The following is a 13,786-nucleotide window of genomic DNA, read 5'->3' as shown; positions in this document are numbered from 1 at the left end:
CCTTTGTAAAAGAGCTTAGCTGTTACTGATGTTCTAGTCATCCCCTGATTCAGCTTTGGGAACCACATCTTTCAGTTGGCCCTGCGAGTTATAGATTAGCTCGTAGTTTTGATAACGGTCCCACTGGGCGACCCGTTCCAACTGCTCCATGGAACGGATAGGAATGTCCACGAGCAGAGTATTGACCAGCCAGCCGGGAATTGAACCGTTTGGCTCGGTGTGCTGAACCCAGATCATTCGGGTCTGGTCGTCTTCGGGAATAAAGCGGTAAAGGGTGTCGGACTTGTCGACACGGATGTAGTCATCTTCTTCCTCCCGTTGATCGGGAATGGCATTGAGGTCCATGACAATCTCGCCGTCGGCCTGCTGGCCTCGGGTGCGGATGCGCAGGACGTAATCCCGATCGGTGACCGGCCAGGGCATATCGTTGACCGAGTAGGCGTAGCGCTCATCAAAGTCACCCGAGCCGAAGGCATAGGATTCCGAGCAGTTGTGAACCCACTGAACGCAGGACTTGGGGTTGATCATGACCGCCATCAGGTTCTCGATCGGTACGTCGAGCACCGCCACGGCCTTGAAGGCCTGGAAGCTGGAGTTTGGCTGGTCAATGGTATAGACCCTTATATGATCGGTTTCTTTGCGAAGGCTCCAGTTCTCCGAGTCTTCGGCCGGCAGCCCGGCGAAGGCCAAACCTGAGGTCAGCAGGAAAACCGTGGTGGCTGCAAGCCAGTTGACGCGTCCATTGGCCAGGCGTTGGTTGCCACGGGCTCTCAGGTTTTGCATGAGGTACACTTCCTTGAACATGGTCGGGCGAGTCTACCACGACTGATCTGGTGCGAGCCTGCTACGATCGGGGGTTTGTGAACTGGGTAACTGACTGAATTACTGACGTTAACATTTGGCCCGAATTGACGATGAAAAAAACGAACAAGCGACTGATCGATGACCGGGGACGGATTCCCTACGGCGCATTGGACACACCAGTGGATGTCATCAACTACCGCGATTTTGACCTCCGTACGGTGATGGACAAACCGCGCTCGGCCCTGGCCCGTAAAGCCCGTTTTAACCAGTTTCAGTTCATCAGTGCGATGGCGCCGGGATGGGTGTTCGGGCTCGCGGTAGTGGATCTGAAACTGGTTAGTACGGCGTTTTTTTATCTTTACGATTTCAAGACCGGACAGATGCTGGAGCAGTCCCTGATGCAGCCATTGGCGATGGGGACCCACATTGAACCCAGGCCGGAAACCGGGGTGACGGAGTTTCGCAAAGGGAAAACAAGGGTTCGCATTACATCGGACGGCCACTCGCGTGGTGTGTCGGTTTCGGGGCCGGGTGACCTCCGGATAGCCCTGACTATCGGCGCGGACAACCATCCTCTGCGCCTGGTGTGCCCAGCCGGTTACAGCGGTTGGGTGTTTACCCGTAAATCAGCGGGTCTGCCGGTGTCCGGAGACATTCGGTGGCAGGGACAGAACTGGCAATGCGACCCCCTGTCGCGCGCAGCCGTTGATTGGAGTTGCGGTTTTATGAGGCGCGAAACCGCCTGGAACTGGGCGAGCCTGGCAGGGGTGCTGGCGGACGGCCGTGCCGTTGGTATCAATCTGGCGGCGGGCGTGAATGAAACCGGTATGACGGAAAATGCGCTCTGGCTGGAAGGTCGCTGTATCAAGCTCGGGCAGGCCCGTTTCGTGTTTGATCGCTACGATGAATCCGCACCCTGGCATCTCACCACGGACGATGGCAGGGTCGATCTCCGGTTTGAGCCATCGGGGGTTCGGCGGGAGCGACTCAATGCGTGGCTGATCGCCTCCAATTTCCGCCAGTACATCGGTACCTTCTCTGGCACAGTGCACGATGAGGCGGGCAACTCAATCCCCGTAGACGGCCTACGGGGATTGATGGAGGATCACTTCGCACGCTGGTAGTGGTGCGGTCAGTGTTCCGGCAGGGTAACGTTCAGTTCCAGTACCGAACAGCTGTCGTTGCGGTCAACTTCCACCTGGACCTGGTCATCGCTGATCTGAACGTACTTGCGGATGACCGCAAGCAGCTCTTTCTGCAATTCTGGCAGGTAGTCAGGCTGGTCGCGCTGGCCCCGTTCGTGGGCAACAATGATCTGTAGGCGTTCCTTGGCAACGCTGGCGGACCGGTTGTTTTTCTTGCTCTTGAAATAATCCAGGAAACTCATCCGTCAGCCCCCCTTGAACATCCGTGAGAAGAAACCCTTTTTCTGGGACGTCATGAAGCGATGTTCTCGCTCCTCTCCCAGAAGGCGGGCCACGGCATCATCATAGGCCTGCCCGGCATCGCTGTCTTCCTCAAGAATGACTGGAACGCCCTGGTTAGAGGCATTCAGTACCACCTGGGACTCCGGAATCACGCCCAGCAGGGGTATGGCGAGAATTTCCTCCACATCGGCCACGGAAAGCATTTCGCCCTTTTCCACCCGATCCGGGTTGTAGCGGGATAGCAGCAGGTGTTCCTTGACCGGATCCTGCCCCATCTCGGCTCTTCGGGACTTGCTCTGCAGGATGCCGAGAATACGGTCTGAATCCCGCACCGAGGACACCTCCGGGTTGGTCACAACCACCGCCTCGTCGGCGTAGTAGAGTGCCATCAGGGCGCCATGCTCAATGCCGGCGGGAGAATCACAGACAATGTAGTCAAACCGATCGGACAGTTCGTTGATCACCTTCTCAACGCCATCCTTGGTCAGGGCTTCCTTTTCCCGGGTCTGGGACGCCGGCAGGATATACAGGGTGTCGACCCGCTTGTCCCGGATCAGAGCCTGGTTGAGAGTGGCTTCGCCCTGGATCACATTCACGAAGTCGTACACCACCCTGCGTTCGCAGTTCATGATGAGATCCAGGTTGCGCAGGCCCACGTCGAAATCGATCACCACGGTTTTGTGGCCCCGCTTCGCCAGGCCGGTGCTGATAGAGGCGCTGGTTGTGGTTTTACCTACGCCACCTTTTCCTGAGGTAACGACAATGATTCTAGCCAAGGTTGCATTCCTGTTTTGCGGTGGATTCGTCGTTCTTCCCGCTTGTGCGGGTCGTTACGTTCTTTTCAGGCCTTCTCCAGTGGCGTTACCACCAGCAGATCGTCCCTGAGCTGGATCTGTACGGCGGTTTTCCAGCCGTTGTCCTGAAGATCTTCGGAGATTTTATAGTGTCCGGCGATGGACACAAGCTCTGCTTCAAGAGACTGGCAGAATACCCGTGCATGTTCCGCACCGTGAATGCCCGCGAGGGCCCGCCCGCGCAACGGACCATAAACATGGACATTGCCGGCCGCAAGCACTTCGGCACCGGCCTGAACCGGCGCAAGGATGATCAGGTCGCCGTCGGGCGCGTAAACCTGCTGGCCGGAACGGACCGGCTGGTTGATGATTTTTGCGGGCGCTGGTTCACCCGGGTTTTCGACCCTGGCGGGCGTCGGGTTCCCGGTCGGTTCAGTGGCGGCCGATTCCGTGGCCGGCGCGGTATCGATGTCCCGGTCGCGCTGGTTGCCACCGGGAAGTAGCGCCAATGACGCACCGCGGGCCAGGCGGCGCTGATCATCGTTGCCACCGCGTACACCGATGACATGGATATTGTGGCGGCGGCAGGCGCCGATGATCTTGAAAAAATCCAGTTCGCTGCTCAGCCCCTCATACTTTTCCAGGCTGATGATCAGGGGGATGTCCTTGAAGAATCCGGGTGCCTGGCTGATTTTGTCTCTGAGCGTGCTTTCGAAGTCGTCATTGTCAAAAAAATACAGCTCCAGTGCGGTCATGGAAACGTTCGCACTCTTCAGTTGGAAGCACTGCTTTACCCCGGATACGGCGGTCTCGCTCATGGATGGGTCTCTTCCGTGGTGTCGTCCTGAGTGGTGCCCGGGCGCTTGCGAAGCGCCGGGCCGTCAAAGCGGATACCGGACCAGCCGGTGCCCATGAACTGGCGGATATTTCTATGGCTTTCACCTGCCGGTTCGTCCAGCACCTGCTGGTAGTGCTGGGCAAACAGACGCAAAGTGTCGGATTCGGTCAGGTTGCAGTATTGGGCCAGGGAAAATACCCGGCATGAACCGGCATTCTCGCCGGTGCCATTGTACAGCGGTCCGTTGTGAAACCCGGTGGGCTGATAATCGAAGAATCGATCAATCAGTGCCAGGGTGTCGTCAAAGTCGCCATGACCGGCCTCAACCGATGCCAGGTGGATACGAACCGCGTCATTGACGTTCATGCCTTGTGGTCCTGTTTGGGCCCTTGCTGATAGCGGGTTTTCCACTCCTCGTAAGGCATGCCGTAGATGATCTCCCGAGCGTCCGGGTCAGACAGCTCGAAGCCTCTTTCGGCGGCCTCGGCGCGATACCATTTGGAGAGGCAATTGCGACAGAACCCTGCAAGGTTCATCAGGTCAATATTCTGGACCTCGGTGTGCTCGCGCAGATGGTTGACCAGCTTTCGAAACGCGGCGGCTTCGATTTCCGTCTGCGATTGTTCTGGGATCGGGTTTGTCATGATTGCTCACACCTGTCTCTGTCGTCGTTGGGAGTTGCTACTCGGAGCTCCTGACATTCTCAGCATGTTACCGTAAGATACAAGGCTGTACATATGTACAGATAATTTACTTGATTGAAGAGTCATGGCCCAGCGCAAGATTATCCATGTAGATTGCGACTGCTTCTACGCCGCCGTGGAAATGCGGGACGATCCCTCATTAAGGGAGGTTCCGCTGGCAGTGGGTGGCGAAGGTGGCCGTGGAGTGGTTACCACCTGCAACTATAAAGCGAGGGCCTTTGGCGTGCGGTCCGCCATGCCCGGCGGCGAAGCCCGGCGCCTGTGCCCCGGCCTGGTGACCGTGCCGCCGGACATGGCCCGCTACCGGGCGGTGTCAAAACAGGTGATGGCCATCCTGAGGGAGCTGACCGATCTGGTGGAGCCGCTGTCGCTGGACGAAGCCTTCCTGGATGTCAGCGAGGTGACCGAGCATAAGGGTAGTGCCACGTTGATGGCGCAGTACCTGCGCAAGCGAGTGAAAGACGAGGTGGGTATCACCATTTCCGCCGGCGTGGCTCCCAACAAGTTCCTGGCGAAGATTGCCAGTGACTGGAAAAAGCCAGACGGTCTGTTCGTGATCCGCCCGGAAGATGTCGAGGGGTTCGTTCAGGACCTGAAGGTCGAAAAGCTTTTTGGCGTGGGGCAAGTGACCGCTGGCAAACTTCATGCGATGGGCATTGCCACCTGTGGCGACATTCAGGCGCTACCCGCTGAAGCCCTGCCGGAGAAATTCGGTAAACAGGGCTACCGGCTGCGGGAAATGGCGTTCGGCCGTGATGACCGAGGTGTGGTGGTGTCGCGCATTGCCAAGTCCGTAAGCGTGGAGCGGACCTTTTCCCAGGACCTTCCAGACAAGCGCGCCTGCGAATCGGTGATGGCCTCGCTGGTGGCCGACCTGAACCTCCGGCTCAGCCGCAAGGCCGGCCGAAAGCCCATTCACAAACTGTTTATCAAGATTCGTTACAGCGACTTTTCCACCCACACCCTGGAGCGCGTGCGTGACCGGATTCAGGAGCCTGAGCTGGAAGATTATCAGCCACTGCTGGATGAGCTGGTGACCGATACGGGGCGCCCGGTGCGCCTACTGGGGCTGGGCGTGCGCTTCCGCAATGATGAGTCGCCGGTTATGCAACTGCGGCTATTTGAATAAACAGGTCGTAAAATCCGTTAACCGAAGCCAGGCCTAAGACGCCGCCAATCAAGGCGCCTGCCGCCACGTCGCTGGGGTAATGAAGTCCGAGCACGACCCGGGAAGCGGCCACACTCAAGGTGAAAGGTAGTAACAGCCAGGCCATCTCAGGCGCCGTCATGGCGAGCACTGTATTGAAGCAGACTGCGTGTAAGGTGTGGCCGGACGGAAAGCTGTAGCGATCCAGGGGCGGAGTGCCGCAATTGATCGACGGAAACGATATAAACGGGCGTTCGCGGATCAGCCAACGCTTCAGCAGCTTGTAGGTGATGGTGCAGGTCAGGCCGGTGGCCACCATCAGCAGCGCGATGGCGAGCCCGGTCTGAGGCATAAGCACGGGCATCGACAGAATGACCAGATACCATAGCCAACCATCACCCAGCCGGCTGACAACCTTGAAGTACCCCTGCACCGGTCGAAACCGCAGGGACCGATTGATGGACTGGCAGAGGGCAAATTCCCTCTGATCCACCACATTAAAGAAGCGAGATGCCTTGCTTGTGGAGGGCATGGTAGCTGTTCCTCAGTGGCTGGTTCAGTATCAGGTGTTCGAACTGCTCAACCTGTGCGGCCCAATTCAGGTCCAGTGCGTCCAGGCGTGCCTGTGCCCGTATTCTGTTCATCAGGGTTGGCTGGTCAGCCAGGCGCAGGGCATGGTCGACAAAGCCTTCGTCGTTGTTGAGCTGAGCCTTCATGCCGTTGTCTTCGTGGCGGATATGTTCACTGGCGGCGGCATCGTCAAAAGCCACCACCGCCAGGCCGCTGGCCATGGCTTCAGTAACCACGTTGCCGAAGGTGTCGGTTTTGCTGGGGAACAGGAAAATGTCACCGGAGGCATAGTGCCGGGCTAGATCTTCACCACGGCGGGTTCCGGCAAAAATGTAGTCTGGATGGCGTTCGGCCAGGCGCTTGCGCATCGGCCCATCACCCACCAGTATGAATTTCGCGCAGGGGTGCAACCCGCGGATACGTTCAAAGCATGACACCGCCATCTGAAGGTTTTTTTCCGGAGCGAGGCGACCAACATACAGTACCGCGCGGTCGTTGGTTTGCAGCCCCCATTGCTGCCGGAGAGTCGGGTCCCGTTTGTGGGGCGAAAAACGGGTACAGTCAACGCCGCGACTCCAGACCGATGTCGGGTGAATGCCCATGTCATGGGTGGTCTGTGCGATTTTCCGGGTGGGGACCAGGGTTATGGCCGTCCTGTTGTGAAACCAGCGCCCGTAGCTGCACAACAGTTTTTCCAGGAACCCAGCACCATAGTAGCGACTGTAGGCATGGAAGTTGGTGTGAAAGCCGGAACTGACCGGGATGCCGGCTCGTCTGGCGGCCGCAACAGCCGCTACGCCGAGGGGGCCCTGGGTGGCAACGTAAACGGCATCCGGGCGTTGATGCTTCCAGAGTGAGGCCAGGAAGCCCGGCCGGGTCATTCCGAACCTCAAGTCACTGTAACCCGGTAGCGGCAGGCCGGTCACCACTTGCTCGTCGGAAAACAGGCGTTCCCCGGCACCTTCGAATCGTCCTTTTGATTCATGGCGCTGGCGTGGGCGAATGACCGTAACCTTGTGGCCACGTTGCATCAGACCCAGGCATAGGTGCCTGAGGGTGTTCGCCACGCCATTGATTTCCGGAGGAAAGGTCTCCGAAACAATGGTAATGTGATGCTTGCGCCCTGAAGCCTGGGTGACTCTCATCGCGGTGTTACCTGTGGTTTCCTCTTTCATGCCTCCACTATGGAAACCTGGCATGACAGTTCCGGGACAATCCCATGACAATCCCTTTACCTTTTTCACCAATCAGATTCGGGAGTACGCATGAAAACCCGCAAGCTCGGCAGGACCGACATTGATGTAAGCGAGATTTGCCTGGGCACCATGACCTGGGGCGAGCAAAATACCGAACAGCAAGCGTTTGAACAGCTGGACCTGGCCACCTCCGAGGGCATTAATTTCATTGATGCCGCGGAGATGTACCCGGTGCCGCCGCGGGCTGAAACTCAGGGCCTCACGGAAAGCTATCTGGGCAACTGGCTGGCGAAGCGGGGCCGTCGCGACCATCTGGTGATTGCCTCCAAAGTGGCGGGGCCGGGCAATGGACTGGATTACCTCCGGGATGGCCCACGCCTGACCCGGGACCATATTCGTCAGGCCTGTGAAGACAGCCTGCGCCGGCTCAAGACCGATTATATCGACCTCTATCAGGTGCACTGGCCGGATCGTAACGCCAATTTCTTCGGCAAGCTGGGATATCAGCATCGTGTGGACGAGCAGGCTACCCCCATTGAAGAGACACTGGGCACCCTGGCGGAGCTGGTCAAGGAAGGCAAAGTCCGCCACGTAGGCATTTCCAACGAAACCCCTTGGGGAACGAGCGAATACCTCAGGCTGGCCCGGGAGCATGACTGGCCCAGGGTGGTCAGCGTGCAGAACCCCTATAACCTGCTCAACCGCACCTTTGAGGTGGGAATGGCGGAAATTGCCTGCCGTGAACAGGTTGGTCTGCTCGCGTACTCCCCGCTGGCCTTCGGCATGCTCTCTGGCAAATATCTCGATGGCAAGCGCCCGGAAGGCGCCAGGATGACCTTGTTTGAGCGCTTCACCCGTTACACCAGCGGTCGTGGTGCCGAGGCGACCCGAGCCTACGTAGACCTGGCAGCCAGCCACGGGCTGTCACCGGTACAGATGGCGCTGGCGTACGTGACCAGCCGTGATTTCGTTACCAGCAACATTATCGGGGCCACGACGCTTGAGCAGCTTCGTGAGAACCTGGGGTCAGCGTCGGTGTCCCTGAGCGAAGAGGTGCTTGAGGCGATAGAGAACCTTAACCAGGTGTACACTTACCCCTGCCCATAGTCCTGCGTGGATTACGGTTTATTAACAACGCCCATCGTGAAGCAACCACTCTGACCGTTACTGGCGGCAGAGTGGGGTGCTTACAAACTGCAACAAAGATTGCTGTTTTCTTGACAAAAATGCGGTGCTCCCGTGACAAAAAAGCGGCGCTTTTGTGTGCAAAATCACATCTTTCTGGCCTTTAATCATTAGACTTAAGCATTACATGACAGTAGAATTCCGCTTCGATTACAGGTCGCCAGAATTATTATGATTATCCGTATCTTCGTCGCACTTCTTGCACTCAACATGATCGCCTTCGTCGTTCGCGCCGAAGCGAGCGAGCGTGTGTTTGCAGATGAAGTCCCGGCCGAGAACGTGTATCAGCTTCAGGAAGAGATGTCGGGCGACTTCGAGCGTGAAGAGTCCGACATGTATGCCACCATTGGTTCGCGCCTTCTGAGCCTCAGTCTCAGCGACTCAGATTCGGGAAAGAAGTCCTACGCGTCTGATCGTGCCAAGCCGGACCACGGTATTGCATTGCTTGAAGAGGGCGCCTGCCTCAACCTCCGCTGGAATTTCTGAGCCCCATCGTCTCCTCCTCCCCCTGAACCCTGACTGACCTTTCACGAATTCGCACCACCCTTTATCTGCCTCCGCGCATTGCCAGTCATAATGGCACATGTGATTATCCGTATCGGTAAGCATTCTGACGGCAACTAAGGGAGTAACACGATGGCCGCGATGGTGGAGGAACAACCGGTAACGCTCGCAGACAGCAGCGCCTGTGTGGACGAGCTGATTCGCCGGGTGGGTAAGCGCATCACACTGGGCCTGCCATTGGGGCTTGGTAAACCCATACGTTTTGCCAACGCTCTCTACCAGCGTGCCAAGGACGATCCGTCCATAGAACTCCATATTGTCACCGCACTATCCCTGACCGCGCCCGGTGGCAGTTCATCGCTGGAAAAGCGTTTCATGGGCCCGTTCGCCGAGCGCCTGTACGGGCGGATTCCGGAGCTTGACTACGCACGGGACGTGATTGGTCAGCGTTTGCCCGCGAACGTTCGGGTATCCGAATTTTTCTTCAAGGCCGGGTCCTTCCTGAATAACAAGGACCAGCAGCGCAACTATGTCTGCACCAATTACACCCACGCAGTGCGCGATCTTATGGCGCTGGGTGTTAACGTCGTCGGCCAGATGGTAGCTCCGGCGACCGAGCCGGATCAGGAAGGCTACGTCAGCCTCAGCTGCAACCCGGATCTGAGCCTGGATCTGTTGCCCCTGTTGCGTGCGCGGGAGGCGGCCGGAACCCCCGTGGCGTTGGTGGCAGAGACCAACAGCCATTTACCATTTCTCGGCAATGACGCCGCCGTCGAGACCGGCCAGTTTGACATCGTCCTGGAGCACGCCGCCTCCGACTACCCTCTGTTCTCGGCACCGCAAATGGCGGTCAGCCCCGAGGATCACCTCATCGGGTTCTATGCCAGTGCGTTGCTCCGGGATGGCGGAACGCTGCAGGTTGGGATTGGCTCACTGGGAGCGGCGCTGGTTCACAGTGCCATTCTCCGGCATCGCCATAACGAGCACTGGAAGCAGGTGTTCGATCACCTGAAGGTGGCAGAACGCTTCCCGGTGGTTTCCGAGTACGGTGGCACGGAGGTCTTCGAGGCGGGACTCTACGGCTGTAGTGAAATGATGGTGGATGGTTTTATTTACCTCATGGAGGCGGGTGTCCTGACTCGCGAAGTGTTTGATCATGCCGGACTGCAAACGTTGATAAACCGGGGCGAACTTGCCCAAAGTGTCTCTCTGGGCACCCTCGATGTCCTGCGGCGGGAGCAGTTGATTGATTCGCCGTTACGGGCCAGGGACGTGCAGTGGCTGTGTCGTTACGGCATCCTGAACCCGGAGGTCGAGTTCAAGGGCGGGCGGTTGCGTGTGGGCGAGCAATCCCTGGACCCGGATCTGGACAATGAGGAGGCGAGAAGCGCCATTGAGTCGTTAGCTCTGGGGCAGTCACTGACTGGAGGGATTGTGGTGCATGGTGGCTTCTTCGTCGGCCCCGAAGCCTTCTATCAGCGGTTGCGGGACTTGTCACCGCACGACCGCCAACGCATCTGCATGACCAGCGTTAACTACATCAACCACTTGTATGACCATGCGTTCGGCAACCAACGTCTGAAGGCGGCACAGAGAGTACATGGCCGGTTTATCAACTCGGCAATGATGCATACGCTCAGCGGCGCGGCCGTGTCCGACGGGCTGGAAGATGGCCGTGTGGTGAGCGGTGTTGGCGGCCAGTACAATTTTGTGGCCATGGCCCACGAACTGCCGGGCGCGAGGTCCATCCTGACCCTGCGCAGCACCCGTAAGTCCGGTGAGGAAACACTGTCCAACCTTGTCTTCAGTTACGGGCACTGCACCATTCCCCGTCATCTTCGCGACATTGTCATCACCGAGTACGGTATAGCGGATCTGCGGGGCCAGTCCGACGAACAGGTATACCTGCAACTGATCCGCATTGCAGATTCCCGTTTTCAGGCCGACTTGCTGAAGCAGGCCCAGAAAGCGGGAAAAGTGGATGCGTCGTTCCGTCTGCCTGAGCATTGGTGCAACAACACGCCAGAGGCGGTTGAAGAGGCCGTAAAGATTACCGGAGATACGGAGATGTTTCCGGCATTCCCGTTCGGGCGGGACTTTACCGATGAAGAGCTCCGGCTGGGCAAGGCTTTACAAACCCTGAAGGCCGCAACGGCGACTCGTCGTGGTAAACTGTTGACCTTATGGCATGCCGCCAAGGCAAGCGATGACGAAAATCGCTACCAGCCGTTGCTGGAGCGCATGAGCCTGGATAAGCCCCGGAGCCTGAAAGCGAGACTGGACCGGCGCCTGGTTATCCATGGCCTGAATCTGACTGATACACCCCCGAATACAGGAAACACAAACGCCTGATGCAAAAGCCTGCTGTACTAACCGTCCACTATGTCCTCAAGAACAAGCTCGGTGAGCTGGTTGACACCTCCGAGGGCAGCGAGCCGCTTCATTTCCTGGAGGGCAGCCCGGAAATCATCGAAGGTATTCAGAAAGCGGTGAAAGACCGTAATGTCGGCGATTGCCTGGAAGTGACCGTACCGCCGGCCATGGCGTACGGAGAGCATAATCCGGAGCTGATCCGCAAAGTACCCCGCTCCATGTTCGAGGGCGTGGAGAACCTGCAGGTAGGGATGAAGTTTCAAACCAACACCGGCGACACGGCCCAGGTGGTACAGGTGGTGAGTATTGATGGCAACCTGGTGCGGGTGGACGCCAATCATCCGCTGGCGGGTTTTACCCTGTACTTTGATCTGGAGATCATCGGCAAGCGCGAAGCCACGGAAGAGGAAATCAACGCTGGCCATCCGCTGAGCTGAGTTACAGCTCCGGGCCGACAACCGCTGTCGGCCCGTCTGATGGCTGGTCTGAAAGGCGCCCCGCCTGAATCTGCCGTAGCCCGTCGTGTACTGTCTGCCGCAAATCCCGCGTTACCTCGGCCAGGTCCGTGCCGTTGTCGATAGTCACCACCGGGTGGGCGATAACACCGACCTCGACCGCCGGCTGGCGAAGCATGCGAATCAAGTGATGCTGAAACTCATCGTCGCCAATAAACGGCGCCAAATGGTCGGGGTGGCCGTTTCTCAGGTAACCGATGCTCAGAGGCTGTATGTCCACGCCTGCATCCGCCGCGGCGTGAAGCAGTCGGCTATGGAAGGGCAGGACGGTCACTCCGGCTGTGGTGGTGCCTTCGGGAAATACCAGCACCGACTGCCCGTTCAGAAGAGTGCTGGTGATTTCTTGGCGGGCCTGGCCGGCTTTGCCGCTGCCGCGCTGAATAAACAGCGTGCCCGCCTGTGTGGCCAGCCAACCGATCACCGGCCAGCTCCCTACTTCCGCTTTGGACAGGAAGCTCAGGGGCACCTGTCCGCCAAGTACGGGAATGTCCGACCAGGAGATGTGGTTGCTTACATAAAGCACGGGCCTTTCGCTGAAGGCACCTTGCGTGGACATGCGAAAGCCAAGGCATCGACTGGCCCCGTTAAAGCAGATGCGGGCGAAGGGCGCGCGGTCGATTCGGCAGCGGAACAGGGTCTCAACCAGTAGCAGGGTGCCGGCAAGCGTTGCTGTCAGGCCCAGGAAGCCGGCAAAGAGCGTCAGTCTCGTGGTCAGGCGTATCAGTTCCATAGCCAATCCTCGGGTTGCCAGATGGGGCGGCCGCTTACTGGGCCTGTTTGCGCATGAAGTGGCGGCTGTACCGGCTGGCCAGATTATTGACGTCCAGAACCACCAGCAGGTCAGCGCAGCGAAATTCCGGGTCCCAGCAGGGCTCCCCGCAGACGCGGGCGCCGAGGCGCATATAGGCCTTGATCAGTGCGGGAACGTCCACCGGGCGATCTTCGCTGACGGCGTGGGTCAGGTGCGGCAGTGCCCGTAACGGGGTTACCCGGTATTCTTCGCCGGCCAGGAATTCCCGCTGCAGGTAACGAGCTATGCGCCAGGCTTTCAGGCCGCCATCTGACATACCGATACTGGCGCAGCCGATCAGGTAGTCCACGTTTCGCGATACCAGGTATTCCGCAACGGACGCCCACAACAGGCTGATGGTCGCACCGTTACGATAGTCCGGGTGCACGCAGGTTCTCCCGAGCTCGGCCACGGTGCCGGGAAGTTGATAAAGAGACGACAGCTCGAACTCACCCTCGGAATAGAAGCCTCCGGCTTCAACGGCCTGACTGTGGTGAAGCACTCGTGTTGTGGCCACCAGTTCACCGGTGCTCTCATCGGTGACAATCAAGTGATCGCAGAATTGGTCAAACTCGTCTGCATCAATGCCAGGGACGGTAGCGCCAAGATCAGAACCATACTCTTCCGAGAAAACCTGATAGCGCAGTTTCTGGGCGGCTTCAACGAGATCCGGCTGTTGGGTAATGACGGTTTTGAGCCGTCGGGCCGAGCGTGACAGGCGGGCAGTCTGGGCGTTCATGGCAATGCCTCTTTGTTTCCACTTTTCGACAAGGCTATGAATCCGGTGTGACATCGGAATGAACGAGGGATGACGACTTTGTGACAAGTCCCGTTTCTTGTGTGGCATTGGGGTGTGGCACTGTGACCTTTGTCACGGGCTGTAACGAACAGGTGGTTCCATGTATATTTCTGAATAGCATGTATAATTGCTGTTACAGG

16 protein-coding genes are annotated in these 13,786 nt (G+C 58.2%); 6 read left to right on the top strand and 10 right to left on the bottom strand.

Annotated elements, in window-relative coordinates; translation table 11 throughout:
- Positions 1 to 33: 33 nt before the first annotated feature.
- Complete coding sequence (locus MDG893_RS13800; protein WP_007154418.1) at positions 34 to 783, bottom strand: START domain-containing protein; 750 nt, start codon at positions 781 to 783, stop codon at positions 34 to 36.
- A 131-nt stretch (positions 784 to 914) separates the two neighbouring features.
- Here MDG893_RS13800 and MDG893_RS13795 point away from each other — a divergent pair, with 131 nt between their 5' ends.
- On the top strand, positions 915 to 1,928 hold the full coding sequence (locus MDG893_RS13795; protein WP_007154417.1) for a DUF2804 domain-containing protein: 1,014 nt from the start codon (positions 915 to 917) through the stop codon (positions 1,926 to 1,928).
- Between the two features lie 8 nt (positions 1,929 to 1,936).
- Here the strand turns inward: MDG893_RS13795 and minE are convergent, their stop codons facing one another.
- From minE to MDG893_RS13770, 5 genes are all read right to left on the bottom strand, one after another.
- Positions 1,937 to 2,191: a cell division topological specificity factor MinE gene (minE, locus tag MDG893_RS13790; protein WP_007154416.1), complete on the bottom strand. Its 255-nt coding sequence runs from the start codon at positions 2,189 to 2,191 to the stop codon at positions 1,937 to 1,939.
- A gap of 3 nt (positions 2,192 to 2,194) precedes the next feature.
- Entirely contained in the window at positions 2,195 to 3,007 is an 813-nt protein-coding gene (gene minD, locus MDG893_RS13785; RefSeq protein ID WP_007154415.1) for a septum site-determining protein MinD, read from the bottom strand.
- A gap of 65 nt (positions 3,008 to 3,072) precedes the next feature.
- Positions 3,073 to 3,843 (bottom strand): septum site-determining protein MinC, encoded by a 771-nt coding sequence (gene minC / locus MDG893_RS13780; protein ID WP_007154414.1) that lies wholly within the window; start codon positions 3,841 to 3,843, stop codon positions 3,073 to 3,075.
- Entirely contained in the window at positions 3,840 to 4,229 is a 390-nt protein-coding gene (locus tag MDG893_RS13775; RefSeq protein ID WP_007154413.1) for a HopJ type III effector protein, read from the bottom strand. The genes minC and MDG893_RS13775 overlap by 4 nt, the downstream gene beginning before the upstream one ends.
- Positions 4,226 to 4,507, bottom strand: a complete 282-nt coding sequence (locus MDG893_RS13770) for a DUF1244 domain-containing protein (protein WP_007154412.1) — start codon at positions 4,505 to 4,507, stop codon at positions 4,226 to 4,228. Before MDG893_RS13770 ends, MDG893_RS13775 begins: the two co-directional genes overlap by 4 nt.
- 124 nt (positions 4,508 to 4,631) lie before the next feature.
- Here MDG893_RS13770 and dinB point away from each other — a divergent pair, with 124 nt between their 5' ends.
- The gene (gene dinB / locus MDG893_RS13765; RefSeq protein ID WP_007154411.1) at positions 4,632 to 5,696 is read left to right on the top strand and encodes a DNA polymerase IV; all 1,065 of its coding nucleotides are present in this window, start codon (positions 4,632 to 4,634) and stop codon (positions 5,694 to 5,696) included.
- Here the strand turns inward: dinB and MDG893_RS13760 are convergent.
- Complete coding sequence (locus tag MDG893_RS13760; RefSeq protein WP_007154410.1) at positions 5,671 to 6,246, bottom strand: phosphatase PAP2 family protein; 576 nt, start codon at positions 6,244 to 6,246, stop codon at positions 5,671 to 5,673. The genes dinB and MDG893_RS13760 overlap by 26 nt on opposite strands.
- A complete protein-coding gene (locus MDG893_RS13755) occupies positions 6,212 to 7,459 on the bottom strand; it encodes a glycosyltransferase family 4 protein (protein ID WP_007154409.1) in 1,248 nt (415 codons plus the stop codon). The genes MDG893_RS13760 and MDG893_RS13755 overlap by 35 nt, the downstream gene beginning before the upstream one ends.
- Before the next feature lie 90 nt (positions 7,460 to 7,549).
- On the opposite strand from MDG893_RS13755, the gene MDG893_RS13750 reads away from it, so the two are divergent.
- From MDG893_RS13750 to MDG893_RS13735, 4 genes are all read left to right on the top strand, one after another.
- A complete protein-coding gene (locus tag MDG893_RS13750; RefSeq protein ID WP_007154408.1) occupies positions 7,550 to 8,587 on the top strand; it encodes an NADP(H)-dependent aldo-keto reductase in 1,038 nt (345 codons plus the stop codon).
- Between the two features lie 249 nt (positions 8,588 to 8,836).
- Positions 8,837 to 9,151 (top strand): hypothetical protein, encoded by a 315-nt coding sequence (locus MDG893_RS13745; RefSeq protein ID WP_007154407.1) that lies wholly within the window; start codon positions 8,837 to 8,839, stop codon positions 9,149 to 9,151.
- Between the two features lie 159 nt (positions 9,152 to 9,310).
- Positions 9,311 to 11,521, top strand: coding sequence for an acetyl-CoA hydrolase/transferase C-terminal domain-containing protein (locus MDG893_RS13740; RefSeq protein ID WP_040474624.1), 2,211 nt, complete (start codon positions 9,311 to 9,313; stop codon positions 11,519 to 11,521).
- The gene (locus MDG893_RS13735) at positions 11,521 to 11,979 is read left to right on the top strand and encodes an FKBP-type peptidyl-prolyl cis-trans isomerase (RefSeq protein ID WP_007154405.1); all 459 of its coding nucleotides are present in this window, start codon (positions 11,521 to 11,523) and stop codon (positions 11,977 to 11,979) included. Before MDG893_RS13740 ends, MDG893_RS13735 begins: the two co-directional genes overlap by 1 nt.
- A gap of 1 nt (position 11,980) precedes the next feature.
- Here the strand turns inward: MDG893_RS13735 and MDG893_RS13730 are convergent, their stop codons facing one another.
- On the bottom strand, positions 11,981 to 12,787 hold the full coding sequence (locus MDG893_RS13730; protein ID WP_007154404.1) for a lysophospholipid acyltransferase family protein: 807 nt from the start codon (positions 12,785 to 12,787) through the stop codon (positions 11,981 to 11,983).
- A gap of 34 nt (positions 12,788 to 12,821) precedes the next feature.
- The gene (locus MDG893_RS13725; RefSeq protein WP_007154403.1) at positions 12,822 to 13,586 is read right to left on the bottom strand and encodes a GNAT family N-acetyltransferase; all 765 of its coding nucleotides are present in this window, start codon (positions 13,584 to 13,586) and stop codon (positions 12,822 to 12,824) included.
- Positions 13,587 to 13,786 lie beyond the last annotated feature (200 nt).

Source organism: Marinobacter algicola DG893 (assembly GCF_000170835.1).
Classification (GTDB): domain Bacteria; phylum Pseudomonadota; class Gammaproteobacteria; order Pseudomonadales; family Oleiphilaceae; genus Marinobacter; species Marinobacter algicola.
The sequence above is the reverse complement of the archived record's forward strand: the minus strand, read 5'-3'. Positions and strand labels throughout refer to the sequence as shown.

Excerpts from the sequence above, each read along its gene's own strand:
- MDG893_RS13750 (WP_007154408.1), top strand. The coding sequence starts at position 7,550 with ATGAAAACCCGCAAGCTCGGCAGGACCGACATTGATGTAAGCGAGATT.
- MDG893_RS13730 (WP_007154404.1), bottom strand. The coding sequence starts at position 12,787 with ATGGAACTGATACGCCTGACCACGAGACTGACGCTCTTTGCCGGCTTC.
- MDG893_RS13735 (WP_007154405.1), top strand. The coding sequence starts at position 11,521 with ATGCAAAAGCCTGCTGTACTAACCGTCCACTATGTCCTCAAGAACAAG.
- MDG893_RS13755 (WP_007154409.1), bottom strand. The coding sequence starts at position 7,459 with ATGAAAGAGGAAACCACAGGTAACACCGCGATGAGAGTCACCCAGGCT.
- MDG893_RS13770 (WP_007154412.1), bottom strand. The coding sequence starts at position 4,507 with ATGACAAACCCGATCCCAGAACAATCGCAGACGGAAATCGAAGCCGCC.
- MDG893_RS13725 (WP_007154403.1), bottom strand. The coding sequence starts at position 13,586 with ATGAACGCCCAGACTGCCCGCCTGTCACGCTCGGCCCGACGGCTCAAA.
- MDG893_RS13760 (WP_007154410.1), bottom strand. The coding sequence starts at position 6,246 with ATGCCCTCCACAAGCAAGGCATCTCGCTTCTTTAATGTGGTGGATCAG.
- MDG893_RS13800 (WP_007154418.1), bottom strand. The coding sequence starts at position 783 with ATGCAAAACCTGAGAGCCCGTGGCAACCAACGCCTGGCCAATGGACGC.
- minC (WP_007154414.1), bottom strand. The coding sequence starts at position 3,843 with ATGAGCGAGACCGCCGTATCCGGGGTAAAGCAGTGCTTCCAACTGAAG.
- minE (WP_007154416.1), bottom strand. The coding sequence starts at position 2,191 with ATGAGTTTCCTGGATTATTTCAAGAGCAAGAAAAACAACCGGTCCGCC.
- MDG893_RS13795 (WP_007154417.1), top strand. The coding sequence starts at position 915 with ATGAAAAAAACGAACAAGCGACTGATCGATGACCGGGGACGGATTCCC.
- dinB (WP_007154411.1), top strand. The coding sequence starts at position 4,632 with ATGGCCCAGCGCAAGATTATCCATGTAGATTGCGACTGCTTCTACGCC.
- MDG893_RS13745 (WP_007154407.1), top strand. The coding sequence starts at position 8,837 with ATGATTATCCGTATCTTCGTCGCACTTCTTGCACTCAACATGATCGCC.
- MDG893_RS13775 (WP_007154413.1), bottom strand. The coding sequence starts at position 4,229 with ATGAACGTCAATGACGCGGTTCGTATCCACCTGGCATCGGTTGAGGCC.
- MDG893_RS13740 (WP_040474624.1), top strand. The coding sequence starts at position 9,311 with ATGGTGGAGGAACAACCGGTAACGCTCGCAGACAGCAGCGCCTGTGTG.